Source organism: Amycolatopsis mediterranei (assembly GCF_026017845.1).
GTDB classification, from domain to species: domain Bacteria; phylum Actinomycetota; class Actinomycetes; order Mycobacteriales; family Pseudonocardiaceae; genus Amycolatopsis; species Amycolatopsis mediterranei.
This window is the reverse complement of the sequence record NZ_CP100416.1, coordinates 3,951,602-3,976,525: the sequence shown is the minus strand read 5'-3', so window position 1 is coordinate 3,976,525 and position 24,924 is coordinate 3,951,602. Positions and strand designations below refer to the sequence as shown.

The window sequence follows — 24,924 nt, the reverse complement described above, 5'->3', positions numbered from 1 at the left end:
TCACCAGGTGACCGGCAGCTCGTACACGCCGTACACCGATCCGTCGTGCTTGAACGGGATCTTCCCGATCTCGGTGGCCGGCGCCAGCGTCGGGATCCGCCGATACAGCGTGCTGTAGACCACCTGCAGCTCCAGCCGGGCCAGCGGCTGGCCGAGGCACTGGTGGACGCCGAAGCCGAAGGCCACGTGGCGGTGCGCGTCGCGGGTCAGGTCCAGCCGGTCGCCGCCGGGGAAGATTTCCGGATCGCGGTTGGCGATGTCGTTGGCCATGATCAGGCCCTCGCCCGCGCGGACGGTCTCCCCGGCGATCTCGATGTCCTCCAGCGCGACGCGGCGGCGCCCGTTGTGCGTGATGTTCAGGTAGCGCAGCAGTTCTTCGACCGCCGACGCGACCAGCGCCGGGTCGTCGCTTTCGCGCAGCAGTGCCAGCTGGTCCGGGTGCTCCAGCAGGGCGAGGGTGCCCAGCGCGATCATGTTCGCCGTCGTCTCGTGGCCGGCGATGAGCAGCAGGACGCCCATCTGCGCCGCTTCGACCCGGGTCAGCTCCCCCGCCGCGACGCGGGTGGCGAGCCCGGAAAGCACGTCGTCGGCGGGGTGCTCGAGCTTCTCGCCCACCAGCCGGTCGAGGTAGCCGATCAGCGCCTGGTGCCCGGCGGCCCGCTCCTCGGGCCGGGCGTCGCGGCGGATGATGACCTTGCTGTTGTCCTGGAAGAAGCCGTGGTCGGCGTACGGGACGCCGAGCAGCTCGCAGATCACCAGTGACGGCACCGGCAGCGCGAACGCCTCGACGAGATCCACCGGCTTCGGGCCGGCCAGCAACTCGTCGATCAGGTCGTCGACGATCTTCTGGACGGCCGGGCGCATCGCGGCGACGCGGCGGATCGTGAACGGCGCCGTCACCATCTTGCGCAGCCGCGCGTGCTCGGGGTTGTCCATCAAGATGAAGCCGATGCCGGTGCCGCCCTTCGGCAGCGGCGCCGGGCTCGGGTACCCGGGCCGCGTGACGTCGGCGCTGACCCGGGGATCGGCCAGCAGCGCCCGCTGGTCGGCGTAGCGGGTCACCAGCCACGGCGTGCTGCCGTCCCACAGCCGGACCCGCGCGAGCGGGGCCTGTTCCTGCAGCGCACGAGCGGCGGGCGGCGGGTCGAACGGGCAGCCCGCGGCCCGGGGCATCGGGAACTCGGGGATCTCGGCGGTAGTCGTCATCGTTCCTCCGCGGTGGCCGTCGGTTCGAGAGCAGTCAACCGAAGACTGCTAAGCTAAGTCAAGCGACTGATTTAATTTGACGTTCCTTGGAGGACCCGCACGTGTCCGAGCCATCCAGAGCCGCCGGGGAGGCCTCGCCGCGCGCGAACCTCGTCGTCGCGGTCCTCGCCCTCGCGGGCATCACCGTCTCGCTGATGCAGACGCTGGTCATCCCGCTGATCCCGGCGCTGCCCGGGCTGCTGCACGCCTCCGCGGCCGACGCCACCTGGGCCATCACCGCCACCCTGCTCGCGGGCGCCGTGGCGACGCCGACGATGGGCCGGCTCGGCGACATGTACGGGAAACGGCGGATGCTGCTGATCAGCCTCGGCGCCCTGGTCGCCGGCTCGGCGATCGGTGCGCTGTCCGACAGCCTCGTGCCGATGGTCGCCGGACGGACCCTGCAGGGCCTCGCCGCCGGCGTCATCCCGCTCGGGATCAGCATCATGCGCGACGAGCTGCCCGCCGAACGGCTCGGCTCCGCCACGGCGCTGATGAGCGCGTCACTCGGCGTCGGCGGCGCGCTGGGCCTGCCGGCGGCGGCACTGCTGGCCGAAAACGCCGACTGGCATGCGCTCTTCTGGACCGCGGCCGGCCTCGGCGTGGTCGTCACGGCGCTGGTCGTCGCGCTCGTGCCGGAGTCGCCGGTCCGGACCGGCGGCCGGTTCGACGTGCCCGGCGCGGCCGGGTTGTCGATCGCGCTGGTGTGCCTGCTGCTGGCCATCTCGAAGGGCGCCGACTGGGGCTGGGGCAGCGCGGCGACGCTGGGCCTGGTCGCGGTCGCCGTCGTCGTCCTGCTGCTGTGGGGCCGCTGGGAACTGCGGACGGCGCAGCCGCTGGTGGACCTGCGCACGACCGCGCGGCGCCAGGTTCTGCTGACCAACATCGCCTCCGCGGTGTTCGGCTTCGCGATGTTCGCGATGTCCCTGGTGCTGCCGCAGCTGCTGCAGCTGCCGGCGGCCACCGGGTACGGCCTCGGGAAGTCGATGCTGGCGGTGGGCCTGGTGATGGCGCCGTCCGGGCTGGTGATGATGGCGCTGGCCCCGGTGTCCGCGCGCATTTCGGCCACGCGCGGCCCGAAGACGACGCTGATGCTCGGCGCGGTGGTCGTCGCCGCGGGGTACGCGCTCGGGATCGTCCTGATGAGCGCGACCTGGCACCTGGTGCTGATCTCGAGCGTCATCGGCGCGGGCATCGGGCTCGCCTACGGCGCGATGCCGGCGCTGGTCATGGGTGCCGTGCCGGTGTCGGAAACCGCGGCCGCCAACAGCCTCAACACGCTGATGCGCTCGATCGGCACGTCGGTTTCCAGCGCCACCGCCGGGCTGATCCTGGCCCGGCTGACGATTTCGTTCGGACCGGCGACCCTGCCGTCGCAGAACGGGTTCCGGCTGGTGCTGAGCATGGGATCGGCGGCGGCACTGATCGCGCTGGCCGTGGCCGCGTTCTTGCCGGGGCGTTCACCGGCGCCCGCGGCTCCGGCGCCGGCTGCCGCGGCCGGCCGTTGACCGTCCGCTGACCGTCCGCCTGCCGGCCGGTACGCGCGTGGTGCGCGTCCGGTCAGCGGCGGGCGGAAACCTTCGGGTCAACGCCGGGCCACGACGGGCCCGGCACCGACCTTCGGGAGCCGGAAATGACGAAGAACGCTTTGGTGACGGGGGCTTCGCGGGGCATCGGCCGTGCGGTAGCGCTGCGGCTGGCCGCGGACGGAGCGGTGGTCGCGGTGCACCACGGCGGCAACGAAGTCGCGGCCAAGGAAACGGTCGCCCTGATCGAGAACGCGGGCGGCCGCGCGTTCCCGGTAGCGGCGCGGTTCGGTGAACCCGGGGCGGTCGACCGGCTGGCCGAGACGGTCGCGTCGGCGTTCGGCGACGGTTTGGACATCCTCGTCAACAACGCGGGAATCAGCTCGCACAGCTCGATCGGCGAGCTGAGCGAGGAGGAGCTGGACCGGCTGCTGGCGGTGAACGTGAAGACGCCGATGCTGGTGATCCAGCGGCTGCTCCCGCTCCTCAACGACGGCGGCCGGATCGTGACGGTGGGTTCGATGGCGACCCGGATCGCGGTGCCGTCGCAGATCGGCTACACGGTGAGCAAGGCGGCGGTGGAGGCGTTGGCGCCGACGCTGGCGAACGAGCTCGGTCATCGGGGGATCACGGTCAACACGGTGGCGCCGGGGCCGATCCGGACGGATATGACGGAGCCGATGCTGGCGATCCCCGAGGCGGCGGCGGGGCTTGTGGCGATGACTGCTCTCGGGCGGATCGGTGAGCCGGAGGATGTTGCCGAGGTGGTGGGGTTTTTGGCTGGGCCGGGTGGGCGGTGGGTCACGGGGCTCACGGTGGATGTGTCCGGGGGGACTTTTCTCGGGCCGATCGCGGGTGGGCCCTCTGCCGGTGACGTGCACTGAGTTGCCCCTCTAATCACGCGAGATGCCCTTCCCATCACGCGAGATCCGTCCTCAGTCACGCGAGATCCAGCTTCCCGCCGCGTGACTGGCGGTGCATCTCGCGTGACCCGCGAGGCATCTCCCGTGATTGGCAAGGCATCTCGCGTGATTGGCCGGGCTTCTCGCGTGGGCCGGAAGGCATCTTGCGGGATTCTGCTTCCGCCGAGCCAAACGCCGGATTGTTCAACGGCCGGCACGCCGCGTCAAGGCGGGAAAGCGTGCCGTGTCCCGGCGTGCCCGCCGCGGCTGCCGCTGGGTCTCGGGTCGGCAGGGGGGTGTGCTCGTCGAGCTGGCCGGGGGTCGGTTGAGGCGGGGCGGGTCCGCGGGCGGGCCGGAGCCTGGCCGGCCGGGGCGGGGTGGGAAAGCGGGCCGGGGGTGAGTCGAGGCGTGCCGGGCCAGGGGCGAACCCGGCCAAGGTGGGGCTGGGTTGGGCCGGCCCAGGGGTGGGCCGGCCTGGGGCGGGGCGGCACGGGGAGCGGTCAGGGGCGAGCCGTCAGGGGCGGGCGGCCAAGCCGTCCAGGTGGAGGGCTGCTCCTCCGGTGTGGTGCTCCGCGATGAACTCCGGGCCCTTGGTGATCAGCCTGGCGATCGCCGTTGCGTGGCCGTGGCCGAGGGTGTGCTCCTCCTTCAACCAGGCGATGATCTCGCCCGGCTTGGTGAGGTTCTTGGCCGCCGCCAGGTCGAGGAAGGCGCGCGGGGTGATGCCCGTCTGCTTCTCCGCGTTGTCGAGGTAAGCCTGAAAAGACATGGTTGCTCCCCAGTCGAGCCGGATGAAGTCGAGGTTTCCCCGCCTGTCCCCAACCTCTCACCGACAACTTTATTTGTCAAGGCGGTGTGCGACCACCGCCAAGGTTGTGTACGGCAGCACGAAGCTGCCGCCGAGCTCGTCGATGGCCGTGTCCACCTCGGACAGCACCTCCGCCAGCGCGTCCGGCAGCAGCCTCGTCAAGCCGCCCGTCGTCGGCAAGAAGTCGAGCCACTCTTCGCGCGTGTACCTCCGCTCCCACTCGAAGCGCCAGCGGTCCGGTTCGCCCAGGCCGTCCGCCCGCGCGATCGCGTCGGCGAAGCCGGTGAACATCACGTCGTAGATCTCCGCCGCCGGCCGGGACTCGGCCGCGAACGGGGCGTCCGGCAGTACGCGGCGGCACGCCGTCGCGAAGGCCGCCGCCACCTTGTCCGGCGGCTGGAACACGTGGGCGAACACCGCCAGCAGGCCGCCGGGCCGGAGGACCCGCGCCGCCTTGGGCGGCCCCTCTGCCGGGCTCACCCAATGCCAAGACTGGCCGGCGATCACCGCGTCGAAGGTCCGCTCGGCCGGTGCCCAATCCTCGAACTTCGCCACCTCGACGTCGAGCCCGCCTCGGCGCGCGAAGGCGGCCATTCGTGCGTCCGGGTCGATGCCGAGTACCCGGCAGCCCGCCTCCCGGAACTGGCGGGCCTCGATTCCGGTTCCGCAGCCGACGTCCAGGACGTCGAGCCCTGGACTCGCGTCGACGATCCGGTCCACCAGCTCGCGCGGGTACTCCGGCCGCGCTCGGTCGTAGCGTTCGGTGTCCGTGCCGAAGGATTCCGCCATCGCACGGGCTTCATGAGGTTGAGTGGGCATGCGCCCACTTTAATGGGCAATCGCCCACTAGGGCAACCGGCGGGCGTGCCGGAGAATGGGGGCATGCCGACCGGGGTCCACCTGCGCGATGTGCGCAAGCAGCTGTTCGACGCGGCCGAGCGGGTCCTGCTCCGCGACGGCCCGAACGCGCTGACCAGCCGGGCGGTGACGACGGAGGCCGACGTCGCGAAGGGTGTCCTGCACCGCTACTTCGCCGACTTCGACGACTTCCTGGCCGAACTCGTGCGCGACCGCCTCGCCCGCCTGGCGGACCAGGCGGCACTCCTGCGAGCGGCGGCGGGCACCCGAACGGTCGCGGAAAACCTCATCGACGCCCTGACGGAACTGTTCGACCCGGTCACCGTCGCCCTGACGAGCCTGATCTTCTTCCGCGACGAGCTCCGCACCCGCCTCCGCAACCGAACCGGTCTCCCGATCCTGGCGGAGGCCCGCGACATGCTGAAGAGCTACCTGTCCGCCGAGCGCGAACAGGGCCGCATCGCCGCGGACGCCACGGTGGATTCCCTGTCCCTGTCCCTGATCGGCGCGGCCCACCTGCTTTTCGCGGGCCGCTGCCGGGGAACTCTCCCCGACACCGAAGAACTGGAGAAAATGGTGCACACCGTCATGGCCGACGTGCTCCAACGCCGCCTGCTGTGATCCGAACGGTCCGATGTGGAGCAAAAGCCGCAGCCCACAACGCAGCGCAACCACCCACGGGGGTCCGGGGGCGTGTCCCCGGCGGGGGTGTGGGGGCTCGGCCCCCCACAGGACACAACGAGAAGAGCCCCGCTTGCGCATTCCGCAAGCAGGGCTCTTCCAGCGAATCTCGTGGGCGATACTGGGATCGAACCAGTGACCTCTTCGGTGTGAACGAAGCGCTCTCCCCCTGAGCTAATCGCCCGTCCTACGAACTTCCACGAGATCCGGGGGTGGACTCGTGGTGCGCGATACTGGGATTGAACCAGTGACCTCTTCCGTGTCAGGGAAGCGCTCTCCCGCTGAGCTAATCGCGCGCTGCGGAACTCCGTGTTGACAAAAGCATATCGGACGCCTCGCGCGGGCGTGCGGGGGGTCCGGTGTACCGAAAACCGCCTGACAGGAGAGGTCCGAAACGGGCACACTGCGAAGGACGTCCGTCTTCGGCACGGCCGTCCCGGCCGACCAGGAGAGTCCCACCCCGATGACCGAAACCGTGTCCACCCCGCCCGCCGACGTGAACCGCCCCCCGGCGCGCTCGGGACTCCTCATCGGGGTTCTCGTGCTTTCCGCGTTCGTGATGATCCTCAACGAGACGATCCTGAGCGTCGCGCTGCGCGATCTGACCGTCGACCTGCACGTGCCGACGACCACCGTGCAGTGGCTGACCAGCGGGTTCCTGCTGACCATGGCGGTGGTCATCCCCACGACCGGGTTCCTGCTGGAACGGTTCTCGCCGCGGCAGGTGTTCCTGTTCTCGCTGTCGGCCTTCAGCCTGGGCACGCTGCTCAGCGCGCTCGCGCCCGGGTTCGGCCTGCTGATGGCCGGGCGCGTGGTGCAGGCGTGCGGCACGGCGGTGATGCTGCCGCTGCTGATGACGACGGTGATGCGGCTGGTGCCGCCGGAGCGGCGCGGCGCGACGATGGGCACGATCACGATCGTCATCGCGGTCGCGCCGGCGATCGGGCCGACGATCGGCGGTGCGGTGCTGTCGTCGCTGGGCTGGCGCTGGATGTTCTGGATCGTGCTGCCGCTGGCGGTCGCCGCGCTGGTGGCCGGTGCGCTGCTGCTGCGTCTCGACAGTGAACGCCGTCAGGTGCCGCTGGACGTACCGTCGGTGCTGCTGTCCGCGATCGGGTTCGGCGGAGTGCTGTACGGCTTGTCGTCGAGCGGGGAGCAGGCCGGGGCCGAGCCCGCCGTGCCGGGCTGGGTGCCGATCGTCGTCGGGGTCGCCTCGCTGGGGGTGTTCACCTGGCGGCAGCTGCGGCTGCAGCGCCGGGACCGCGCCCTGCTGGACCTGCGGCCGTTCACCCACCGCAGCTTCGTCGTCGCGCTGGTGCTGACCGCGTTGCTGTTCGTGTGCCTGATCGGCGCCGCGGCGATCCTGCTGCCGCTCTACCTGCAGACGGTGCTGCACACGACCACCTTCGTCAGCGGGCTGGCCGTGCTGCCCGGCGGGCTCGTGCTGGGGCTGCTGGGCCGCCCGGTCGGCGCGCTGTTCGACAAGGTCGGCGGGCGCCCGCTCGTCATCCCGGGCGCGGCGGCGATGGCCGCTTCGCTGTGGCTGTTCGCGGTGCTGGGGCCGGATTCGCCGCTGATCGCGGTGATCGGGATCCACGTGCTGATGATGGCCGGGCTCGGGCTGATGATGACGCCGCTGTTCACCGAGTCGCTCGGCGTGCTGCCCGAACACCTGTACTCGCACGGCAGCGCGATCCTCTCGACGCTGCAACAGGTGGCGGGCGCACTCGGCACGGCGATGTTCGTCAGCGTGGCGACGCTCGGCAGCCACGACACGGCGGTGGCCGGCCCGGACGCCTCGGGCCTGCGGGCGGCGTTCATCGTCGCCGGAGTCGTCGGGCTGGTCGCCTTCGCGGGCAGCTGGCTGATCCGGCGCGGGCCGTCCACCGCGTCCACTGTGTCCACTGTGTCCACTTCGGAGCACTAACGGAAGGTCCCGCTTCCGCTCGGCGAAGGCCGGGGGCAGGCCTGCGAGCGGAAGCGGGAGTCCGGGGCGCGGTGAACGGGCCTACCCGGCGTCGACCTTCGGGGTCGCGCGGACACCGCAGTGCAGGTACCGCTCCCCCGTCGGCAGCGTGTAGAACGTCGCCGAGATCCAGGACCGGGCGCCCGGCTCGCGGAAGACGAACCGGGGGCCGCCGACCGGGATCAGGTCGTGCTCCGTCGTCGGTTCCGGGACCAGCGCGGCGATCGGGCCGGTGATCGTCTGCCGCAGCCGCAGCCCTGAATCGCCCTCGAAGACGTCGATCCGCATCGACGCGCGCTCGTAGACCCCGAGGAACTCCGCGGCGTCCACGGACGGCGGGGTGGCGGCCGGCCCGATCGGGCGGGGCATCGCCACCCCGGCCAGCTCGGCGAAGATCTCGCGGTAGAGCTCTTCGTACAGGTCACGCGTGTTGCCGCCGTTGGTGAGCAGCGTGACGGCCAGCCCGTGCTCCGGCAGGAGCCGGAGGAACGCCGACTGCCCGATCGTGTTGCCGTCGTGGCCGATGACGCGGTGGCCGTCCCAGTCGAAGCGGATCCAGCCGAGGCCCCACGAGTCGCCGAGCGTGTGCTTGTCGGGCATGTCCGCCTGCCACTCGGTCATCGCCGCCGCCGACGCCTCCGACAGCACGTCGAGGCCGCCGGCCAGGTGCATCCGGGCGAACGCCAGGACGTCCGCCGCCGGCGCGGTGATCAGGCCGGCCGGGCCCGCCGAGCGCGGCAGGCCCCACGCCGGGGCCGGCCGCTGCTCGCCGTCACCGGCCGCGACGTGGCCCATCGCCGCGCGGTGCAGCAGGGCCTCCTCCGGCAGCGTGCCCGTGCGGGTGAGGCCGAGCGGGGTGAACAGCCGCTCGCGCAGCGCCGCGTCCCAGGTCAGGCCGGTGAGCTTCTCGATCACCCGGCCCACCAGCACGAACCCGGAGTTGCAGTAGGACAGCGTCGCCCCGAGCGGGTGGTTCTGCGCGACCTCGTCGAGGAGGCCGACGAACTTCTCGATGCAGTCGTCGCCGCGGCCGGTGTCGGTGAAGACGTCGCCGTCGATGCCACTCGTGTGGGTGAGCAGGTGCCGCAGGGTCACCTGCTTGGTGACGTCGGGGTCGGCCAGCCGCAGCTCGGGCAGCACGTCGGCGATCGGCGCGTCGAGCTTCAGCAGGCCCTCGTCGACCAGCTGCATCGCCACCGTGGCCGTCCACACCTTGGTGATCGAGCCGATCTGGAACACCGAATCGTCGGTGACCTCGACACCGGTGGCGGTGTTCAGCACGCCGTGGCTCGCGAGCACCTGGTCGTCGCCGCGCAGGATGCCCAGCGACGCACCGGGAACGCGGTGCTTGCGGGCGAGCGCGGCCAGGCGCCGCCGCCAGTGCGCGGCGTCGAGCGGCACCCGCGCCGGCCGGCCCGGCTCGCCCGCGTACTGGGAGACCCAGTCGACGATCCGGCGGTTGAAGTCCAGGCGGTGCGACGGTTTTCCGCCGAGGATGAACAGGTGGGACGCGCCGGGGTAGAGCACCAGGCGGGTGGGCACGCCCTGCTCGCGCAGCGCGGTGAACCACTGCTCTGCCTGCCCGGCCGGGCACCGGTCGTCGGCGGCGCCGTGCACCACCAGGGTCGGCGTGCGCACCTTTTCCACCTGGGACAAGGGCGAAAGCGCGGTGTAGTGCGCCCGGTTCTCCGAGGGGATCGCGCCGAGTTCGGCGACGCCGAGGTAGTGGCCGCTGTCGGAGGTGCCGGCCATGCTGACCACGTCGCTGACGATCCCGCCCGCGACGGCCGCGGCGAAGCGGTCGTCGCGGCTGGTCAGGTAGCAGGTCATGTAGCCGCCGTAGCTGTAGCCGGCCACGGCGAGCCGGCGCGCGTCGGCCACGCCCTCGGCGACCAGGTCGTCCAGCGGCTCGAGGAAGTCGCGGGCGTCGGCCACGCCCCAGGCGCCGACCGCGGCGGTGTAGAACGCTTCGCCGTAGCCGTCGCTGCCCCGCGGGTTGAGCAGCAGCACCGCCCAGCCGCGCGCGACGAGTTCCTGGTGGTAGAGGTGCACGGCGTCGGCGGTGCCGTTCCACGCGTTGTGCGGGCCGCCGTGGATGTCCAGCAGCAGCGGCCGCGGGCCGGTGCGGGCGGGGTCGCGCAGCAGCCAGCCGGCCACGACCGTGCCGTCGGAGATGGTGAACTCACGCTCCTCCGAGACGACCGGCTCGAGCTCGCCGGACCCGTGCGCGGTGCGGACGTCCACCGCTCCCCCGCCGACCGGGACCGTCGCGATCTGGCCGTAGGACGTCGGGGTGGCCAGCACGATCGCCGCCGTCTCCCCGGCGACGGCCATCCCCGTCACGGCGGTCCCGGCTCCGCCGGCGACCAGCCGCGGCTCACCACCTTCGGCGTCGACCGCGTACAGCTGCGTGTACCCGCGGTCGCGGGCGCAGAACAGCACGGTGGCGCCGGAAAGCTGCGGGAGCGCGCCGGGGTAGCCCGCGCCGCCGGGCATGACGTTCCGGTCGAGCGGGGCGGCCAGATCGGTGGTTTCCCCGCCGTCCAGCGGGATCCTCAGCAGCCCCAGGTGCCCGGGCGCGGTGTCGCGGCGGCCGACGGCGAGCAGGGCGGCGCCGTCGGTGGTCCAGGTGACCGCGCCGCACATGCCCGCACCCGAGCCGATCAGCCGCGGCTCGCTCGCGCGGTCGCCGGGCTCGACGACGTACGCGCCGGAGCGGAAGGTCAGGTCGGTGTCCGCCTCCGGTCCCGCCGGGAAGGCCAGCCGCGCGCCGTCCGGTGACCACGCGGGGTCGCCCGCGTGCCAGTCCCCCGACGTCACCTGGCGGACCTCGCCGGTGGCGACGTCGAGGACGTGGACGTGCTTGCGCAGCGTCCGCAGCAGGCCGGCGCCGTCGGCCTTGAAGTCGAGCCGGTCGGCGACCACCGGGGCGCTCGCGCGGCGGGTCCGGGCCGCGTCGTCGTCGCCCTCGTCCGCGGCGAGGTCGACGGGGGCGGCGAAGGCGATCTCGGCGCCGTCCGGCCGCCAGACCGGGGTCCCCGCGCCGAGCGGGAGCGTGGTGACCTGCTCGGGCTCGCCGCCGCCGGTGGGCAGCAGCCACAGCTGCGCCGGGCCGTCCTGGGCGCGCAGGAACGCGAGCCGCGTGCCGTCGGGCGACCACGCCGGCTCGAGGTCGGCCGGACCGCGGGTCAGCCGGCGCGCCTCGCCGCCGTCGGCGGGGACCACCCAGAGCGAGCGGGTGTCCTCGTCCCGGTCGCGGTCGGCGGTGCGCAGCACGTACGCGATCCGGCGGCCGTCGGGCGAAACCGCCGGGTGCTCGGGGAACTCGATGGCGTACAGGTCGTCGGTGCCCGGACGTCGGGTCATGCGGATCTCCTCGTGGGATGGCTCGCGGCGTAGTGGCACGCCGCGGAGTGGGGCCGGGCCGCCGCCTCGTCGGCCGGGTCGGCGGTGACGCAGAGGGTGCGGTCGGCGTGCACGAGCGGCCCGATCGGGCAGCGCGGGTGGTAGCGGCAGCCGGACGGCGGGTGGTGCGGGTCGGCGGGTTCGGTGTCGGCGAGCGCGTCGGTGCCGGGGTCGTCGAGCAGGCGCCGGTGCGCCGAGGGCGCGGCGGCCAGCAGGTCCCGGGTGTAGGGGTGCTTCGGCTCGGCGAGGACCTGCTCGGCGGGGCCGGCCTCGACGATCCGGCCGAGGTACATCACCGCGACGACGTCGCTGACGTACCGCACCACGGCGAGGTTGTGCGAGATGAACAGCATCGACAGCGCCAGCCGCCGCTGCACGTCCCGAACCAGGTTGAGCACGGCGCCCTGCACCGAGACGTCGAGCGCCGAGGTGATCTCGTCCGCGATCAGCACCTTCGGCCGCCCGGCCAGCGCCCGGGCGAGCGCGACGCGCTGGCGCTGCCCACCCGAGAGCCGGCCGGGCAGCGACGCGGCGCTGCCCGGGTCGAGGTTCACCAGTTCGAGCAGCCGGGCGACCTCGGCCCGCCGCTCGGCGCGCGAGGTCCCCGGCGGCATCGCCTCGGTGATGGACTCGCCGATCGCCATCCGCGGGTCCAGCGACGAATACGGGTCCTGGAACACCATCTGCAGCGGACGCCGCCGCGGCAGCCGCCGCACGTCTACGCCGTCGAGCAGGACCCGGCCCGCGCCGACCGGCGCGAGCCCCGCGGCCGCCCTGGCGAGGGTCGACTTGCCGGAGCCGGATTCGCCGACCAGGCCGACGACCTGTCCGGACGGGACGGTCAGGCTGACGCCGTCGACCGCGGTCAGCTTGCCGTAGCGGACGCTCACGGCGTCGAACTCGAGCGCACTCATGCGGCACCCTCCTCACGGGACTGTCCGGAAAGGACGGTGACCTGCGGGTGCCAGCAGGCCACCCGGTGGTCACGCCGATCCGTGGCTTCGAGCACCGGGTCTTCGGTGCGGCAGCGCTCCGAAGCCAGCGGGCACCGGGCGGCGAACGCGCACCCGGCCGGCACCTGATCGGGTTCCGGCGGGCGGCCGGGGATGACTTCCAGCGGCTGGTCGCGGTCGGTTTCCAGGTCGACCGTGGTGGCCAGCAGCGCCCGCGTGTACGGGTGCCGGGCCGGGCTCCCGGTCGGCAGGTCCTCGACGATCCGGCCGGCGTACATCACCAGCATCCGTTCGCACGTCTGGGAAACCACCGCGATGTCGTGGCTGATCAGCAGGATCGCCGCGCCCTCGGTTTCGCGCGTGCGGGCCAGCAGGCGCAGCACCTGCCGCTGCACGGTGACGTCGAGGGCGGTCGTCGGCTCGTCGGCCACGATCAGCTTCGGCCGGCCCATCAGGCCCATGCCGATCATCGCCCGCTGCCGCATGCCGCCGGAGAACTCGTGCGGGTATTGCCGGGCGCGCCGCTCGGCGGCCGGGATGCGCACCGCGGCCAGCCGGTCCACCGCACGGGCGAACGCCGCCCGCCGCGACAGGCCGTGGTGCTGCTCGGACACCTCGGCCAGCTGCCCGCCGACCCGGCGGGCCGGGTTGAACGACGTCATCGGGTCCTGGAAGACCATGGCCAGCGCGGTGCCGAGCTCCCGGTCCGACGCGGCCGCCAAGGGTTTCCCGGCGAACTCGAGCCGGTCGGCGGTGACCGCGCCGGGCGCTTCGACCAGCCGGGACACGGCCAGCGCGGTCAGGCTCTTGCCCGAGCCGGACTCGCCGACCACGCCGATCGCTTCCCCGGCCCGGACGCTGAAGCTGACTCCGCGCACCGGAACCGTCCAGCCGTCCGGCCCCGGGAACGCCACCCGGAGGTTTTCCACCACGAGCACGGCGTCCGCGGGCTGCTCCGGAAGCGCCGGCCGCGTCGCCGGGGCCGGGGGCGCCCCGCGCCGGGTCGTGCGCGTCCGGACGCCGACCACCGCGGCCACCGTCTCCCCGACCAGGTTGAACGCCAGCCCGGCGAGCACCACCGCCGCGGCGGGGGCGAGCGCGGCCGCGGGGTTGACGTAGATGCCGTCCAGGCCTTCGCGCAGCAGCCGTCCCCAGTCGTAGTCCGGTGCCTGCACACCGATCCCGAGGAACGACAGCCCGGCGAAGGCGAGCAGCGCCGAGCCCGCCCCGATGGTGGCGTTCACGACGAGCGGCTCGCCGATGTTCGGCAGCACGTGCCGGGCCAGCAGCCGGACCCGGCCGACACCGGCGATCCGGGCGGCGGCCACGAAGTCGCGCCCGCTGACCGACGCCGAGAGCGTCTGCACGAGCCGCGCGAACGCCGGCGCCGTCGCGAAGCCGATCGCGAGCACCGCGCCGTGCGTGCCGACGCCGAAGATCACCGCGAGGAACAGGGCCAGCAGCAGCCCGGGGAACGCGACGGCGATGTCGACGACCGCCGTGAGCAGCCGGCCCAGCCGGCGCGGCAGCACGGACGGCAGCGTCCCGAGGACGACGCCGCTGCCGGCCCCGATCGCGGTGGCGAGCACGGCGAGCCCGACCGAGAGCCGGGTCGCGACCAGGGTGCGCAGCAGCAGGTCACGGCCGAGGGAGTCGGTGCCGAACGGGTGCGCCCCGGACGGTCCCTGGCCGATCGCGTCGGTGTCGATCGCCGCCGCGCCGTCACCCCACAGCAGCGGGGCCAGCACCGACAGGACGACGACCAGGGCCAGCAACACCGCCGAACACGTGCCCACCGGCGTGCGCACGGCCGCCGTCCACACCGAACCGCGTCGAGCCATCTCACGCCTCCCGAATGGCCGAGCGCGGGTCGAGCAGCCCGAGCACGACGTCGACCAGCAGGATCACCAGCAGCACGCCGACGCCGTAGACCAGCACGATCCCCTGCACCAGCGGGTAGTCCTTCTGCAGGATCGACTGCACGATCGTCGAGCCGAGGCCGGGCCAGGCGAACACGTTCTCCACCAGCACCGTGCCCGCGACCAGCCCGGTCAGCATCAGCCCGCCCAGCGTCAGGGTCGCGGTCAGCGCGTTCGGCAGCGCGTGCCGGACGTAGACCAGCCGCGCGGGCAGCCGCTTCGCCCGCGCGGTGCGGACGAAGTCGGCGCCCAGCACGGACAGCAGCTCCACCCGGACCATCCGGGCGAGCACCGCCGCCGGCCCGGTCGCCAGAGCCGCGACCGGCAGCACGTACGCGCTCGCGTCGTCGCCGCCGGCCACCGGGAACCAGCCGAGACCGACCGCGAACAGCGCCACCAGCGCGACCGCCACCAGGAACTCCGGCACGGCGGCGAGGAAGACGCTCACCGACGTGAACGCCAGCTCGCTGCCCCGGCGCCGGCCGCCGCGGGTCAGCACCGCGAAGACGACGCCGACCGGGATCGCGACGGCGAGCACGACCGCGAAGGCCGGGAGCGCCAGCTGCAGGGTCGCCGGCAGCCGGTCGCCGATCACCTGCGTGACCGGCTGGCCGCTCGCCATCGACGTCCCGAGATCGCCGGTGAACAGGCCGCGCAGATAATGCCCGTACTGCACCCACAGCGGGTCGTCCAGGCCCAGTTCCAGCCGCTTCGCCCGCACCAGGTCGGCCGGGGCGGTCATCCCGAGCGCCGCGCGCACGGGGTCGCCCGGCACCAGGTGGATCATCAGGAAGGCCGCGGTGACCAGCGCCCACAACGAGACGGCGAACCGGGTCAGCCGCCGCGCGGCGAACGCCGGCCACGGTCCGCCGCGCAGCCGCGCCGGCGCCGCCGCGGTGGTCATCGCGCGTACATCCGGATCGACGACGGCGTGACGCTGCCCTGGCTGACGTCGAACCGCGAACCGCTCGCGTAGTACGGCACGACGGAGTCGATGTAGGGCACCACGTCGACGCGCTTGACCAACGCGGTTTCGGCGGCCTCCCAGGCCGGGCAGCTGGCCTCACCGCTCATCGCGGCCGCCCGCTTCACGCCCTGCTCGTACTCCGGGTTGGCGATGTGGCCGAAGTTGGTCCCGTCCGGCGCCGCCGGGCCGGACACGAACGGCACCAGCTGGCTGGGCAGCGTGAGCCCGACCGGCCCCAGCGAGACCTCCCACTCGCCGGTGCCGAACAGCACCTGGGACAGCCCCGGGCTGTCGACGGCCTTGAGCGTGACGTCGGCGCCGAGGGACTTCCACGTCTGCTGGGCCAGTTCGGCGGTGGGCGCCATCGTCGGGCCCAGCTGGGTGCCGTAGAGGACGGTGAGCGCCAGCCGCTTGCCGCCCTTGACGCGCACGCCGTCCGGGCCCGCCTTCCAGCCCGCACTGTCCAAAGCGGACGCGGCCGCCGCCGGGTCGTGCGTGGGCAGGTGGCCGGTGACGGTGTCGCCGGAGCACGCCTTCGGCTCGGCGGTGACCAGGCCCTGCGACGGCTTGCCGGTGCCGTTGGCCAGTACCTTGCCGAGCTGGGCCAGGTCGAGCGCCTGGGTCAGCGCGCGCCGCACGGACTCGTCCTGGCCGGGGCGCCCGGCGGCCTGGTTGTAGAAGATCTCCCCGAGCGGGGCGAGGAAATCCGCGTGGAAGAGCTTCCGCGCTTCGAGCCGCTGGCGGTCCGGCCCGTTGATCTGGCTGGCGTTGAGCTCGCCCGACAGCAGCAGGTTCGCCGCCGTCGAGGTGTTCGGGACGACCCGGGCGACGACCTTGTCCGGCAGGCCGGCCTGCTGCGCTTTCCAGTCCCCCGGGCCCCAGCTGTAGTCCTTGCGGCGGGTGAACGTGTAGTGGTCGTTCGGCACGACCTCGGAGACGGCGAACATGCCGGTGCCGCTGCCGCCCTTGGCCAGCAGCTTGCGGTCGGCCAGGCCCGTGCCGCACACGATCGGCAGGCTGCCGACGTTGCGGAGCAGGAACGCGTCGGGCGCGCCGCTGGTGACGGTGATCGTCCGGGTGGCTTCGTCGGCGGTGGCCTTGGTGTCCGGCGCGATCGTCAGGCCGGCGAACGGCGACTTGTTCGCCGGGTCGCCGACGAAGGCGATGTTCGCGGCGACGTCGGCGGCGGTCAGCGGAGTGCCGTCCGCGCAGGTGACGCCGGGCCGCAGGGTGAACGACGCGGTGGTCGTCGTGGCGTCCCACTTCTCCGCCAGTGCCGGGATCGGCTTGCCGTCTGGGGTGAGTTCGAGCAGGGGGTCGTAGAGGAACCGGTCGACCTGGCCGGTCACCGACAGCACCGACATGTGCGGGTCGAGGTTGCCCGGGTCGGAGGCGATCCCGAGGGTGAACGTCTTGCCGTCGGCCATGGTGCCGCCGGCCGCGCCGACGCCTCCCGGTCCCCCGCAGGCCGTGGCCGCGAGGGCGAGCAGGACCACCGCCGTCCGTGTCTGGGTCATGGGGCTTCCTTCCGCAGGTGGTCCACGGCGAGGCGGCCGGCTTTGCCGATCGCCGCGTCGATGGCGGGTTGCCGTTCGGCCAGGGAGTTCGCGCGGGTGAAGACCGCGACGGCGAAGCGGCGGCCGTCCGGGAAGGACACGACACCTGCTTCGTTGCGGACCGCGGGGAGCGTGCCGGTCTTGGCCGCGATCGCGACGTCCGAGGGGAAGCCGGACGAGAGGCGGTGCGGCCAGATCTGCCGCGCCAGCATCGAGCGGACCCGTTCGCACGCCGACGGCTCGCCGGCCCGGTCGGTCCACACCGCGTCGAGCAGTTCGGTGATCTCGCGCGGGGTGGACGACGTCGTGCGCTCGGGGTCCAGCACGGCGAGCTTCCAGGTCTGCTCGGGCGACGCGCCCGCGAACTCGGCGTCGATGTCGGCGTCTTCGGACGCCCCGACGTCGGCGAGGACGGAGGCGAACAGGTCCGCTTCGGCGAAGACGCCGGCGATCTCCGCCTCGACCTCCGTCATGCGGTCACCCGCCGATCGGCCCGGCCGGTGTGCAGGTACAGCGCGCGGCCGGTGCCGTCGTCCCCGACGAAGGCGTGCGGCACGTACATCCCCTGCATCGGCTCGGCCAGGATCAGCGTGTCGCCGTTCATCGCGACCAGCTCGGTCTTCTCCGGCTTGGCCAGCTCCGCGAAGATCCCCTTCGGGACGCGCTCCACCCAGATCCGGCCGTCGTCGTCCTGGCTGACCACGATGTCCGCCACCGAAGACGAGTACTCGCCCACGTACCGCGAGGCGTCGACGCGCGGCGCGGCCGGGTCGGGCGTCGGCGGCGCGGCCAGTTCGATGCCGGTCAGCTCGCGCAGGACGTGCCCGACCACCTCGGCGTAGACGGCGATCGTGTCGCCGCCGTTGGTCAGCAGGGCCACCGCGACGCCGTGCTCCGGCGCCACCCGCAGGAACGCGGATTGGCCGATCGTGCCGCCGTCGTGGCCGACCACCTTTCCGCCGGGCGCGTCGAACAGCGACCAGCCGAGGCCCCACGCGTCGCCGAAGATCCCCAGGTCGGGCAGCTCCACCAGGCGCTCACGCATGGCGCGGGCACTGTCCGCGCCGAGCACGCGGGTGCCGTCGGCACCTTCGCCGTCCTTCAGGTGCATCGCGGCGAACGTGACCAGGTCGCGCGGCCGCATGGCGAGCATCGAGCCGGCGGGGGCGTTGGACGGCGTCAGCGCCCAGATGCCCGCGGGTTCCGGGTCGGCGCCGGGCGAGGACGTCAGGTGCCCGAGCGCGGCGCGGAACCGGATCGCCTCGTACGGGCTCGGCGCCGCGTGCGTCAGGCCGAGCGGGGTGAACAGGTGGTCCTGCAGGCATTCGTCGTAGGTCTTGCCGCGCAGGACTTCCACGAGCCTGCCGAGCACGCAGAACGCGGCGTTGTTGTAGGAGAACATCTCGCCGGGGGCGAACAGCTGGGGCACGTCGCCGAGGGTGGCGACGTACTTCTCGATGCAGTCGGCACCGCGGCCGGTGTCGGTGAAGATGTCCCCCTCGAACCCGGCGGTGTGGCACATCAGCTGCCGGACGGTGATCCGCGCGGCCGCGTCGTCGTCGGCGAGCGCGAACTCCGGCAGGTACTTGCGGACCGGCTGGTCGAGATCGAGGACACCGTCGTCGACGAGCTGCATGGCCAGGGTGGCCGTCCAGACCTTGGTGATCGACCCGATCTGGAACAACGAATCGACGTCCGCTTCGACGCCGGTGCCCGTGTTGAGCACGCCGGCGGCGCGGTCGATGATCTCGCCGCCGGCGTACACGGCGACGGCCGCGGCGGGAACGTGGTGCTCGGCCAGCAGGGCGGGGAGCCGGGTTTCCAGCCAGGCGGCGAGTTCGGGGAGTTTCGACATGGGGAGCCTCTCGTTTCGCTAGGCGAGCCAGGACTTCGCGGTGGTCACCTCGGCCAGCCGCTCGGGGATCGGGGTGACGCCGAGGCCGGGCCCGGACGGCACCGGCAGCCGGCCGGCCTCGAGCACGAACGGCTCGGTGATGTCGGTGCGGTAGAACCGGTCCGACGCCGAGGTGTCGCCGGGCAGGGTGAACCCGGGCAGTGACGCCAGCGCGACGTTGGCCGCCCGGCCGAGCCCGGTTTCGAGCATCCCGCCGCACCAGACCGGGATGCCGTGCGCGGCGCAGACGTCGTGCACCCGCCGCGCTTCCAGGTAGCCGCCGACCCGGCTCGGCTTGATGTTGACGATCCGGCAGGCGCCGAGCCGGATCGCCGCCGCGGCCGACGCCGCCGACACGACGGTCTCGTCCAGGCAGATCGGCGTCCGGAGGTGCCGGGCCAGCTCGGCGTGGCCGAGCACGTCCTCCTCTTCCAGGGGCTGCTCGATCAGCAGCAGCCCGAACGGGTCGAGCCGTTGCAGCTGCGGGACGTCCGAGAGCGTGTACGCCGTGTTCGCGTCGACCTGCAGCAGGATGTCGTCGCCGAAGCGCTCGCGGACCGCGCGCACCGGCTCGACGTCCCAGCCGGGCTCGATCTTCAGCTTGATGCGGAGGTACCCGGCGTCGAGGTAGCCGCCGACGACGTCCACCAGCTGCGGGATCGAGTCCATGATCCCGACCGACACCCCGCACGGCACGGAGTCCGATGTGGACCCGAGCGCCGTGCCGAAAGAGAGGCCGTGCGCACGCAGCTCGGCGTCGAGCACGGCCATTTCCAGCGCGGCCTTGGCCATCCGGTGGCCCTTGAACTTCGCCAGCAGCGGCGCGACCTTGTGCGCCGTGAGGTCTCCGGCGGCGAGGAGGGCGGGCACGAGGAAGGCCTGCAGCACGTGCTCGACGCCGTCGATGTACTCCGCCGAGTAGAGCGGGCCGGCCATCGCCCCGCATTCGCCCCAGCCTTCGCCCTCGGACGTCACCGCCCGCAGGAGCAGCAGTTCGCGTTCGGCTTGCGTGCCGAACGACGTCCGGAACGGGGCCACCAGCGGCATCCGCACCCGGAGGAGTTCCACCCCGGTGAGTTTCACGACGAGTGCTCCCTTGCGACCACGTACCAGCCGGCACGATCGAATCCGGTGACCGAGGCGCCGCCGGCGAGCAGGCCGCCGAGGACCTCCCGCAGCGCGACGCGCCACGCCCGGCCCTGGTCCGGGTCGGTGCGCCGGAGTGCCTCGATGTCCGGTGGGACGGCGACCAGCACCACCGGCGCGTCCGCGGCACCGGTGACCGGGCCGCCGTCCGGGCCGGCCGCCAGCGCGACGGCGGCTCCCCGGGCCCGCAGCGCCGCCGCGTCCACCCGGTCCGGCCGGCCGGCGGCGGCCGTCCGCACGGACGGGCTCGCCAGGTCCCAGGCGACCATGAGGCGGTCGGTGTCGCCGGTGCCGTTGATGCCGTCCTGCATCGGGCCGTAGAAGTCGGGCAGGTAGCGCACCGGGCGGGCGGCGAGCTTGGTCAGGTTGAAGTGGGCGTTGCGGCGCACCAGCGGGTCGAACGTCCAGGAGATCACCGCGACCCCCTGGCGCAGCGCCCACGCGCGCTGGTGCAGCTTGAGCGCGAAGCCGATGCCGCGGCCGTGCCCGGTCGTCGCGACCCCGGCGATGTGGCTGTGCAGTCCTCCCTTCGCGGGTTCGCCGAAGAACCCGAAGCAGGCGCCGAGCAGTTCGGGTCCGTCGAAGGCGCCGGCGACGTAGTTGCCAGCCGTGGCCATCGCCCGCAGCAGTTCGGCCGTCACGAGCGGGTTTCCCGGCGGGGGCCGCCAGATCGATTCGAAGAGCCGGGACACCGCGGCCAGGTCGGCGACCTCGGCCAGGGTCCGGATCCGGACGCCCGAGGCGAGGGCGGCACCGGCCGCCGCGGCGGCGGCCTCGTCCCGCAGCGGCGGGGCTGTGTTCGTCACGACTTCTGTCACGCCCACCATCCTTTCCGGACGCTCGCCGCCGGTCACCGTTGTCCCGCACCGGATTCACCGGGCACGTTCGTCGGCGCGGACGAAGTTCCCCGCGCCAGCACGGTTTCGGTGAGCGCGGTGAGCAGCGCGGTCCGCCGGGGCAGCTCCGCGACGACGACGTGTTCGTCGTCGGCGTGCGCTCCCCCGCCCACCGCGCCGAGGCCGTCGAGCGTCGGAATGCCCAGTCCCGCGGTGAAGTTGCCGTCCGACGCGCCGCCGACCGCGGCCTGGGTGAGTGTCCCGGCCGCAAGTTCGTTCGCGAGCACGAACAAGTCCGAAGACGCTCCCGCGTCCAGCGGTGCGCGGTTGATCCCGCCGACGATGTGGATCCGGGCCTCTTCGTGCACCGGTGCGAGGCTTCTGATGGCGCGGTCGACGCGCTCTTGTTCGACCGCGTCCCACACCCGCACGTCGACGGCGACGCTCGCTTTGGCGGGCACGGTGTTCGTCGTGGTCCCGGCCGTCAGCGCGGTCGGCACGACGGTGGTGCCCAGGTCCGCGTCGGCGAGCGCGGCGATCGCGAGGATCTGGTGGGCGAGCTCGATCCCTGCGTTGACACCCTTTTCCGGTTCGAGCCCGGCGTGCGCGGCACGGCCTTCGACCTCGACGCGGTAGAGGGAAACACCTTTGCGGCGCGTCTTCAGCGCGCCGCCGTCGGCCGAGGCTTCGAGCACGAAGACCGCGTCGCAGCTCTTGGCTTCTTCTTCGATCAAGGTGCGGGACAGCGGCGAGCCGATTTCTTCGTCGCCGGTGACGAGGATCGAGAGACCGTCGCGGCCGGGCAGCGCAGCGGCGGCGTGCAGGGCCATCACGACCCCGGCCTTCATGTCGAAGCAGCCGGGTCCGCGCAGGATCCCGTCGCGGACTTCGAAGGGGTGCGTGCGCAGGGATCCCAGCGGCCACACGGTGTCGTGGTGGCCGAGCAGCAGGACCCGCGGCTCGCCGTCGCCGAACCGCCAGCGAAGGTGCGTGCAGCCGGCGGTGACGATCCGTTCGGGCTCGACGCCGAGCAGGCGCCGGCCGATCCCGGCGACGACCTCGGCGCTGCGCGCGACGGCTTCGTGGTCGGCCGAAGGCGACTCGCACCGGACGAGCGTCTCGATGTCGTCGATCACTTCGGCTCACCCCGCAGCGGCTTGCCGGGCAGCGCTTCCCGGTCCAGCTTTCCTTCGCGGATCACCGGAACGCCGGCGACGTACAGGTGCCGGACGCCGTGTGAGGGCCGGGTCGGGTCGGCGTAGGTGGCGGTGTCGGTGATGCGCTCCGGGTCGAGGACGACGATGTCGGCGTCCGCCCCGGCACTCAGGTGGCCCTTGCGGCGGGCGGCGGGCGCGACGTCGTCGAGCAGCCGCGCGGGCAGGGACGAACAGCGCCGGAACGCCTCGAGCCAGCTCCAGGCACCCGCTTCGCGGACCATCAGCCGCAGGGTCTTGGCGAAGGTGCCCGCGGTGCGCGGGTGCGTCCGGCCGCCGGGCGGCAGCGGCCACTCGGTGCTTTCGCTGCGGCCGTCCGGCCAGGACACCGGCATCGCGTCGCTGGCGACGACGGCGTCGGGGAAGGCCAGGGCTCGGTACAGCAGCGCGCGTTCGCGGGGATTGTCTTCGTCGAGGAACTCCAGCAGGCACGGCGCGCCCGGATCGTCCCGCCGCAGCTGCCGCAGGCGGGCCTCGTCGCGCACGCGTTCCCCGGTTTCCAGGATGACCACACTGGACGGCCGGAGTCCTTTGAGCCGCAGGCGGTCCGGCTCGATGAAGGCGGCACCGACCGCCGTGCTGCCCGCGCCGTAGGGGTAGGCCTCGACGGTGACGCGGGAGCCCGCGCGGCGGGCGTCGTCGAGGGTGGCGAGGACCCGGTCGATGTGGTGGCCGGAGGTGCTGTTGACGTGGCAGTGGTGCATCGCGGCGCCGGTCTCCCCCGCGGCGGCGGCGATCTCGGCCGAGCCGTCGACCGGGATCGCGGGGTCGACCTCGACCAGCTCGCGCACGTGGGTGTAGGTCGGCACCCCGGCCGTCGCGGCGAGGTGGGCGACGGCCAGGAACTCCCCGGGCGCGGTCTGCGGCGCGTACCCCATGAGCACCCCGATCCCGAGGGCACCGGCCGCGAGTTCGGTGTCCAAAAGGGACAACCAGGCGGCCAGCTCCGTCGGCGTCGAAGACCGTTGCCAGGCGGGGTTCCCCAGGACGGCCAGGCCGCTTTCGATGTTCGCGTCCGGCTCGATCCCGGCGAGCACCTGCGCCCGGGCGGCGCCCCAGGAGGCGGAGAAGCCGTAGTGCAGGGGCCGTCCGGCCGCGGCGGCTTCGGCGTACGCCCGCTCGACGGGCATCAGGCCGGCTTCGAGGTCGAGCGCGGTGGTGACGCCGTCCATCGCCTGCAGCCGCTGCCCGGCGACGGAGTGGACGTGGCTGTGCAGATCGACGAACCCGGGCCCGACGACGAGCCCGGTGACGTCGACTTCGACGGCGTCCGGCGCCGTCAGCCCGGCCCCGACCGCCTCGACGGCGCCACCGGCGAGCAGCACGTCGGCGACGCCGTCGAACCCGGTCCCCGGATCCACGACCCGGCCGCCCCGCAAGAGTGTCCGCACCCGCCGCCTCCTCGTCACCACCCGATCGAGGTGACGTTAGGAGGATTCGCGGCGCCGCCGTTCGTGCGAGACGACGAACTCCGGCGGCCCGATCCATCCGCGCGGACGAACCGCCCCGGACGACACACGTACCCACCCGGACGACACGCGCACGGGGACGGACGACACACCGAATGCCGAACCAGGCACCGTGTCGTCCGTCCAGGTACGCGCGTCGTCCGCCCAGGTACGCGCGTCGTCCGTCCAGGTACGCGAGTCGTCCGTCCAGGTACGCGAGTCGTCCGGGTGGGTCAGGAGGCCGGGGTCACCGGGGCGAGCAGCAGGCCGGTGATCGCGTCGATCAGGCCCGTGCCCGCGTCGTTCCAGCTCGCGCGGGGGGTGGGCGTGCCCTCCGCCAGGGCCCGCTCGCGTTCGGCCGTCATGTGGATCATCAGCTGGCGGGCCATGTCGCCGCGCTCGGCGCGGACCTCGGGCGGGAGACCGTCCATACAGCGGTTGAGCCCCTCGACCGCGCGGGCCAGCGCCGGCGAGGTCAGCGACTCCTCCGCGACGATCGCCCGCAGCGCCGGGTCGGTCATCACCTGGGCGCTGAACCTCGCGAACCAGGTCGGCGCACCCAGTTCGTGCAGGTAGCTCGTGCTCGGACGGACCAGGCAGGCCACCCAGTCCCGCAGTTCACCCTCGCCGTCGATGGCGTCGACGAGCTCCTCGCGCAGCCGCTCGATCCGGCCGAAGTGCTTGCGGGCGATCGCGCGGACCAGGTCCACTTTGGTGCCGAAGTGGTAGTTGACCGCGGCGTTGTTGCCCTGCCCGGCCGCCTCGCTGATGTGCCGGTTGGACACCGCGTGCACCCCGTGCTCGGCGAACAGCCGCTCCGCGGTGACGAGGATGCTCTCCCGCGTGGCACTCGCGCGATCCGCCTTGACGTTCATCCACCCACCCGGTCGCCCATCCGCCCTGCCGGACCCCACCTTACGGATGCGGTCACCGGAGCCGGCCCAGCCACGCCCGCGCCGCACCGAGCCGCGACGGCGAGCAACTCGGTCGGTGTCATCCGGGCAGTCTACCGCATTTTAAGTCAATCGCTTGAGTTAAACTCGTGGCCAGATCCCGGTGTCCCCTGGCTTTCGGGCCACTGGCCGCCGGGACGACCGGTTCCTAGCGTCGAACCCGTGCTGGAAATCCTGGCGCCGATCCTCATCGGCCTCGCCTACGTCATGCTCAACTCCCTGATCCCGCAGCGGCACCGGCAGCGGTTCAACGCCGTGCTGGTGGGCGGTGCGGGGGCGGCCTACCTCTCCGGCGGCGCGCTCGGGCCGTGGGAGGTGGTGTTCTGCGCGCTGATGACCTACGTCGCGTTCCGCGGGCTCGACTCGTGGACGTTCATCGGCATCGGCTGGCTGCTGCACACCGGCTGGGACATCGTCCACCACCTCAAGGGCCAGCCGATCCTGCCGTTCGCCCACGGGTCGTCGTTCGGCTGCGCGATCTGCGACCCGGTCATCGCGATCTGGTGCTTCACCGGTGGCCGGTCCGTGTGGGCCGGGCGGCGGGTTGGGGGGGGCTGGAACCCGGGGTGCCGGGGGGATGGGCGCGCCCAAACAAACCCCCGGCGCCCCCGAAACTGCCCCCGGGGCCCCCGCGCCCCCGGCCCCGG

At 72.9% G+C, this 24,924-nt stretch carries 19 protein-coding genes, 2 tRNA genes and 1 pseudogene; 5 read left to right on the top strand and 17 right to left on the bottom strand.

What is annotated here, in order from left to right:
- Entirely contained in the window at positions 1–1,206 is a 1,206-nt protein-coding gene (locus tag ISP_RS18480; protein ID WP_013225331.1) for a cytochrome P450, read from the bottom strand.
- Positions 1,207–1,307: 101 nt separating this feature from the next.
- On the opposite strand from ISP_RS18480, the gene ISP_RS18475 reads away from it, so the two are divergent.
- Together ISP_RS18475 and ISP_RS18470 are read left to right on the top strand one after the other, a co-directional pair.
- Entirely contained in the window at positions 1,308–2,753 is a 1,446-nt protein-coding gene (locus tag ISP_RS18475) for an MFS transporter (RefSeq protein ID WP_013225330.1), read from the top strand.
- A 125-nt stretch (positions 2,754–2,878) separates the two neighbouring features.
- The gene (locus tag ISP_RS18470; RefSeq protein WP_013225329.1) at positions 2,879–3,655 is read left to right on the top strand and encodes an SDR family oxidoreductase; all 777 of its coding nucleotides are present in this window, start codon (positions 2,879–2,881) and stop codon (positions 3,653–3,655) included.
- 532 nt (positions 3,656–4,187) lie between these two features.
- Here the strand turns inward: ISP_RS18470 and ISP_RS18465 are convergent.
- Complete coding sequence (locus ISP_RS18465) at positions 4,188–4,442, bottom strand: DUF4287 domain-containing protein (protein WP_013225328.1); 255 nt, start codon at positions 4,440–4,442, stop codon at positions 4,188–4,190.
- Between the two features lie 69 nt (positions 4,443–4,511).
- Positions 4,512–5,270, bottom strand: coding sequence for a class I SAM-dependent methyltransferase (locus ISP_RS18460; protein WP_013225327.1), 759 nt, complete (start codon positions 5,268–5,270; stop codon positions 4,512–4,514).
- Between the two features lie 93 nt (positions 5,271–5,363).
- Between ISP_RS18460 and ISP_RS18455 the strand changes: the two genes are divergently transcribed.
- On the top strand, positions 5,364–5,960 hold the full coding sequence (locus ISP_RS18455; RefSeq protein WP_013225326.1) for a TetR/AcrR family transcriptional regulator: 597 nt from the start codon (positions 5,364–5,366) through the stop codon (positions 5,958–5,960).
- Positions 5,961–6,132: 172 nt separating this feature from the next.
- On the opposite strand, the gene ISP_RS18450 is transcribed toward ISP_RS18455, so the two are convergent.
- Positions 6,133–6,204: transfer RNA gene (locus ISP_RS18450), tRNA-Val, on the bottom strand.
- 37 nt (positions 6,205–6,241) lie between these two features.
- Positions 6,242–6,316, bottom strand: a tRNA-Val gene (locus tag ISP_RS18445).
- 167 nt (positions 6,317–6,483) lie between these two features.
- Here ISP_RS18445 and ISP_RS18440 point away from each other — a divergent pair.
- Positions 6,484–7,947 (top strand): DHA2 family efflux MFS transporter permease subunit, encoded by a 1,464-nt coding sequence (locus tag ISP_RS18440; RefSeq protein WP_013225325.1) that lies wholly within the window; start codon positions 6,484–6,486, stop codon positions 7,945–7,947.
- A gap of 81 nt (positions 7,948–8,028) precedes the next feature.
- Here the strand turns inward: ISP_RS18440 and ISP_RS18435 are convergent, their stop codons facing one another.
- From ISP_RS18435 to ISP_RS18380, 12 genes are all read right to left on the bottom strand, one after another.
- Complete coding sequence (locus ISP_RS18435; protein ID WP_013225324.1) at positions 8,029–11,352, bottom strand: serine hydrolase; 3,324 nt, start codon at positions 11,350–11,352, stop codon at positions 8,029–8,031.
- Positions 11,349–12,305: an ABC transporter ATP-binding protein gene (locus ISP_RS18430; protein ID WP_013225323.1), complete on the bottom strand. Its 957-nt coding sequence runs from the start codon at positions 12,303–12,305 to the stop codon at positions 11,349–11,351. Before ISP_RS18430 ends, ISP_RS18435 begins: the two co-directional genes overlap by 4 nt.
- Positions 12,302–14,185, bottom strand: coding sequence for a dipeptide/oligopeptide/nickel ABC transporter permease/ATP-binding protein (locus tag ISP_RS18425; RefSeq protein ID WP_013225322.1), 1,884 nt, complete (start codon positions 14,183–14,185; stop codon positions 12,302–12,304). Before ISP_RS18425 ends, ISP_RS18430 begins: the two co-directional genes overlap by 4 nt.
- A 1-nt stretch (position 14,186) precedes the next feature.
- Positions 14,187–15,167, bottom strand: a complete 981-nt coding sequence (locus tag ISP_RS18420; RefSeq protein WP_013225321.1) for an ABC transporter permease — start codon at positions 15,165–15,167, stop codon at positions 14,187–14,189.
- Positions 15,164–16,747, bottom strand: coding sequence for an ABC transporter substrate-binding protein (locus ISP_RS18415; protein WP_013225320.1), 1,584 nt, complete (start codon positions 16,745–16,747; stop codon positions 15,164–15,166). Before ISP_RS18415 ends, ISP_RS18420 begins: the two co-directional genes overlap by 4 nt.
- Positions 16,744–17,259 carry a serine hydrolase gene (locus tag ISP_RS18410; RefSeq protein ID WP_013225319.1) on the bottom strand — a complete coding sequence of 172 codons (516 nt, stop codon included), beginning with the start codon at positions 17,257–17,259 and terminating at the stop codon, positions 16,744–16,746. Before ISP_RS18410 ends, ISP_RS18415 begins: the two co-directional genes overlap by 4 nt.
- A complete protein-coding gene (locus tag ISP_RS18405; RefSeq protein WP_013225318.1) occupies positions 17,256–18,641 on the bottom strand; it encodes a serine hydrolase domain-containing protein in 1,386 nt (461 codons plus the stop codon). The genes ISP_RS18410 and ISP_RS18405 overlap by 4 nt, the downstream gene beginning before the upstream one ends.
- Positions 18,642–18,659: 18 nt before the next feature.
- Positions 18,660–19,763 (bottom strand): o-succinylbenzoate synthase, encoded by a 1,104-nt coding sequence (gene menC, locus ISP_RS18400; RefSeq protein ID WP_013225317.1) that lies wholly within the window; start codon positions 19,761–19,763, stop codon positions 18,660–18,662.
- Positions 19,760–20,653: a hypothetical protein gene (locus ISP_RS18395; RefSeq protein WP_014466966.1), complete on the bottom strand. Its 894-nt coding sequence runs from the start codon at positions 20,651–20,653 to the stop codon at positions 19,760–19,762. Before ISP_RS18395 ends, menC begins: the two co-directional genes overlap by 4 nt.
- Positions 20,654–20,676: 23 nt before the next feature.
- Entirely contained in the window at positions 20,677–21,798 is a 1,122-nt protein-coding gene (locus ISP_RS18390; protein WP_013225315.1) for a M20 family metallopeptidase, read from the bottom strand.
- The gene (locus ISP_RS18385; RefSeq protein ID WP_013225314.1) at positions 21,795–23,267 is read right to left on the bottom strand and encodes an amidohydrolase family protein; all 1,473 of its coding nucleotides are present in this window, start codon (positions 23,265–23,267) and stop codon (positions 21,795–21,797) included. Before ISP_RS18385 ends, ISP_RS18390 begins: the two co-directional genes overlap by 4 nt.
- Before the next feature lie 290 nt (positions 23,268–23,557).
- On the bottom strand, positions 23,558–24,199 hold the full coding sequence (locus tag ISP_RS18380; protein ID WP_013225313.1) for a TetR/AcrR family transcriptional regulator: 642 nt from the start codon (positions 24,197–24,199) through the stop codon (positions 23,558–23,560).
- Between the two features lie 240 nt (positions 24,200–24,439).
- Here ISP_RS18380 and ISP_RS18375 point away from each other — a divergent pair.
- Positions 24,440–24,826: pseudogene (locus ISP_RS18375) on the top strand (DUF6010 family protein); the annotation flags it as partial.
- Between the last annotated feature and the right edge of the window lie 98 nt (positions 24,827–24,924).

Bases quoted from the DNA above. Each gene is read 5' to 3' on its own strand.
- ISP_RS18480 (WP_013225331.1), bottom strand. From the start codon at position 1,206: ATGACGACTACCGCCGAGATCCCCGAGTTCCCGATGCCCCGGGCCGCG.
- ISP_RS18470 (WP_013225329.1), top strand. From the start codon at position 2,879: ATGACGAAGAACGCTTTGGTGACGGGGGCTTCGCGGGGCATCGGCCGT.
- ISP_RS18465 (WP_013225328.1), bottom strand. From the start codon at position 4,442: ATGTCTTTTCAGGCTTACCTCGACAACGCGGAGAAGCAGACGGGCATC.
- ISP_RS18460 (WP_013225327.1), bottom strand. From the start codon at position 5,270: ATGGCGGAATCCTTCGGCACGGACACCGAACGCTACGACCGAGCGCGG.
- ISP_RS18455 (WP_013225326.1), top strand. From the start codon at position 5,364: ATGCCGACCGGGGTCCACCTGCGCGATGTGCGCAAGCAGCTGTTCGAC.
- ISP_RS18440 (WP_013225325.1), top strand. From the start codon at position 6,484: ATGACCGAAACCGTGTCCACCCCGCCCGCCGACGTGAACCGCCCCCCG.
- ISP_RS18435 (WP_013225324.1), bottom strand. From the start codon at position 11,352: ATGACCCGACGTCCGGGCACCGACGACCTGTACGCCATCGAGTTCCCC.
- ISP_RS18430 (WP_013225323.1), bottom strand. From the start codon at position 12,305: ATGAGTGCGCTCGAGTTCGACGCCGTGAGCGTCCGCTACGGCAAGCTG.
- ISP_RS18425 (WP_013225322.1), bottom strand. From the start codon at position 14,185: ATGGCTCGACGCGGTTCGGTGTGGACGGCGGCCGTGCGCACGCCGGTG.
- ISP_RS18420 (WP_013225321.1), bottom strand. From the start codon at position 15,167: ATGACCACCGCGGCGGCGCCGGCGCGGCTGCGCGGCGGACCGTGGCCG.
- ISP_RS18415 (WP_013225320.1), bottom strand. From the start codon at position 16,747: ATGACCCAGACACGGACGGCGGTGGTCCTGCTCGCCCTCGCGGCCACG.
- ISP_RS18410 (WP_013225319.1), bottom strand. From the start codon at position 17,259: ATGACGGAGGTCGAGGCGGAGATCGCCGGCGTCTTCGCCGAAGCGGAC.
- ISP_RS18405 (WP_013225318.1), bottom strand. From the start codon at position 18,641: ATGTCGAAACTCCCCGAACTCGCCGCCTGGCTGGAAACCCGGCTCCCC.
- ISP_RS18395 (WP_014466966.1), bottom strand. From the start codon at position 20,653: ATGGTGGGCGTGACAGAAGTCGTGACGAACACAGCCCCGCCGCTGCGG.
- ISP_RS18380 (WP_013225313.1), bottom strand. From the start codon at position 24,199: ATGAACGTCAAGGCGGATCGCGCGAGTGCCACGCGGGAGAGCATCCTC.